The organism is Kaistella sp. (assembly GCF_032060305.1).
Lineage (GTDB): Bacteria > Bacteroidota > Bacteroidia > Flavobacteriales > Weeksellaceae > Kaistella > Kaistella yananensis.
The window spans coordinates 15,975-18,539 of record NZ_DAMBHK010000048.1 but is presented as its reverse complement, the minus strand read 5'-3'; the positions used below and the strand labels follow the sequence as shown (position 1 = coordinate 18,539).

General features: G+C 39.2%; 2 protein-coding genes. Both read right to left on the bottom strand.

Translation table 11 applies throughout. From position 1 onward, the window contains the following. Positions 1-963, bottom strand: a 963-nt coding sequence (galE, locus tag V5N63_RS07965; RefSeq protein WP_332033519.1) for a UDP-glucose 4-epimerase GalE, incomplete at its 3' end; no start/stop codon positions are given. Between the two features lie 21 nt (positions 964-984). Further along, positions 985-2,118, bottom strand: coding sequence for a DegT/DnrJ/EryC1/StrS family aminotransferase (locus tag V5N63_RS07960; RefSeq protein ID WP_332033518.1), 1,134 nt, complete (start codon positions 2,116-2,118; stop codon positions 985-987). Positions 2,119-2,565: the final 447 nt, after the last annotated feature.

The following is a 2,565-nucleotide window of genomic DNA, read 5'->3' as shown; positions in this document are numbered from 1 at the left end:
TTCAAGAGAGGTATCTGCTTTCCAGCCGAGTTCCTTCTCCGCTTTATCGGCATTGGCGTAGGCGATCGTGATGTCTCCCGCTCTTCTTTCGCAAATCTGGTACGCAACTTTAACATCGTTAGCCATCTCGAAAGCTTCCACAACTTCCAGAACCGACGAACCTTTCCCAGTTCCCAAATTATAAATATCAATTACGGTTTCTTCATTGGAAGCAATAAGTTTCTGCAATGCTTTTACGTGGGCTTTCGCTAAATCTACCACATAAATATAATCTCGAATGGCGGTGCCATCTTCCGTAGGATAATCATTTCCCCAAATATTCAGTTTTTCGCGGATTCCGGAGGCTGTTTGGGTAACGTAAGGCACCAAATTATTAGGAATTCCGATAGGCAATTCGCCCAGCAAAGCGGTAGGATGTGCACCAATTGGATTAAAATATCTTAACAATGAAATCTTTCTTTGGTGAGCCGTTGCGAAATCCTTCAGAATCTCTTCACCCATCTGTTTGGTTTTACCGTAGGAAGATTCCGGAGTTTTCAGCGGCGTATTTTCATCAATCGGCTGCTGGTCTGCCTGTCCGTACACTGTACAGGAAGAACTGAAGATAAAGTTTGAAATATTTCTGGCCTTGAATTCCTGCAGAATATTAATCAACGAGAACAGATTGTTTTCGTAATAATCAAGCGGTTTTTCCTGGCTTTCGCCCACTGCTTTGTACGCAGCAAAGTTAATGCAGCCATCGATTTCATACGCATCAAAAACTTGGGTAAGCAGTTCTTTTCTTTTCAGATCAAAGGGAAAAAACACCGGTCTTTTGCCGGCAACTTTTTCGATATTGTCTAAAATAAACTTTTCTGAGTTCGATAGGTCATCAACAATGATGACCTGAAAATTATTTTTTAAAAGTTCTACAACAGTGTGTGAACCGATATAACCTAGTCCGCCGGTAACGAGTATTGTCATTGAATTTGATTAAAGTGGGTATTAAGATTCAGCACTCATAAATTCCAGAACTGCGTCGGTAATATATTTCAGCTGTTCTTCATCAAGTTCCGTATGCATCGGAAGCGAGATTACTTCATTTAAAAGTCTGTCAGTATTTGCAAAATCTTTATCATCACTCCCCTGAAAGTAAGCTTTCTGCTTTCTCAGTGCCACCGGATAATAAATCATGGCTGGGATTTCTTTTTCGGCTAAAAACTGCTGAAGCTCGTTTCGTTTACCGTTCAGAATTCTTAATGTGTACTGGTGAAAAACATGGGTTGAATTTTCTGCTCTTTTCGGCGTTAAAATATTAGGATGGTTTGCGAACGCTTCATCATAATAATCCGCAGCTTTTCTTCTGGCTTCGTTATACGTGTCCAAAAGCGGAAGTTTTTTTCTTAAAACCGTCGCCTGAATACTGTCTAAGCGCGAATTCACTCCCACCTCATCATGGTAATATCTTTCGTACATTCCGTGGTTTACAATCCCGCGGATTTTGTGCGCCAGTTCATCATCATTGGTGAAAATTGCACCGCCATCGCCATAACATCCGAGATTTTTGGAAGGGAAAAATGAAGTCGTTCCGAGGATTCCCATGGTTCCGGATTTCTTTACCGTTCCGTCTGAAAAAGTAAAATCTGCGCCAATGGCCTGTGCGTTATCTTCAATTACAGCAAGGTTGTGCTGTTTCGCTACCTTTAAAATTTCTTCCATGTTGGCACACTGCCCGAACAGATGCACAGGAATTATGGCCTTGGTTTTCGGCGTGATGGCTGCTTTCAGTTTTTCCACATCCATCGTGAAGGTTTCGTAATCTACATCAACCAAAACAGATTTCAGTTTCAATAAATGAATCACTTCTACAGTAGCTGCAAAGGTAAAATCGGCGGTAATCACTTCGTCGCCTTCCTGTAAATCCAGCGCCATAAGCGCGATCTGCAGAGCGTCCGTACCATTTGCGCAGGGAATTACGTGTTTTACATCCAAATAAGTTTCAAGCTCAGTTTGAAAAGATTTTACTTCGGGCCCATTGATGAATGCGGCAGAATCCAACACATTGAGCACCGCATTATCTACATCAGATTTTATCTTGTAATACTGACTTTGAAGGTCAACCATTTGAATTTTTTTCATATATACTATATTTTTTTCCTGTTTCAACGTTCTGATTTAGCAACTGTTAAAAATTCAGATTTAAGCCAGTTGCGAAAAGAATGTTACCAACAGAATATTTGCTCAAATTTAAGAAAATTAAATTTTGGACAGAAGGAAAAGTCAATATGTTTTCAGGAAAGATTTCGTTAAAAAACATCATTCATTAAGAAAACCTTAAAAAATTACGTCAATTAAAATTTAAATCAACAATAAAGAGGAAATTTTCATCATTTTTATTAATTTTGTCTGAATTTAATAAGATAGAAAATGATTAAAAAAATACTTTCGGTTCTTGTTCTTATCGTTTTTACTTTTGCCAGCGGGCAGACCGAACTGGTTTTTGTTTTCTTTAAAGACAAACCGAACAAAGCGGCGTTTTACGCAAATCCTTTAAGCGAGCTTTCACAGAAATCGCTGGACAGAAGA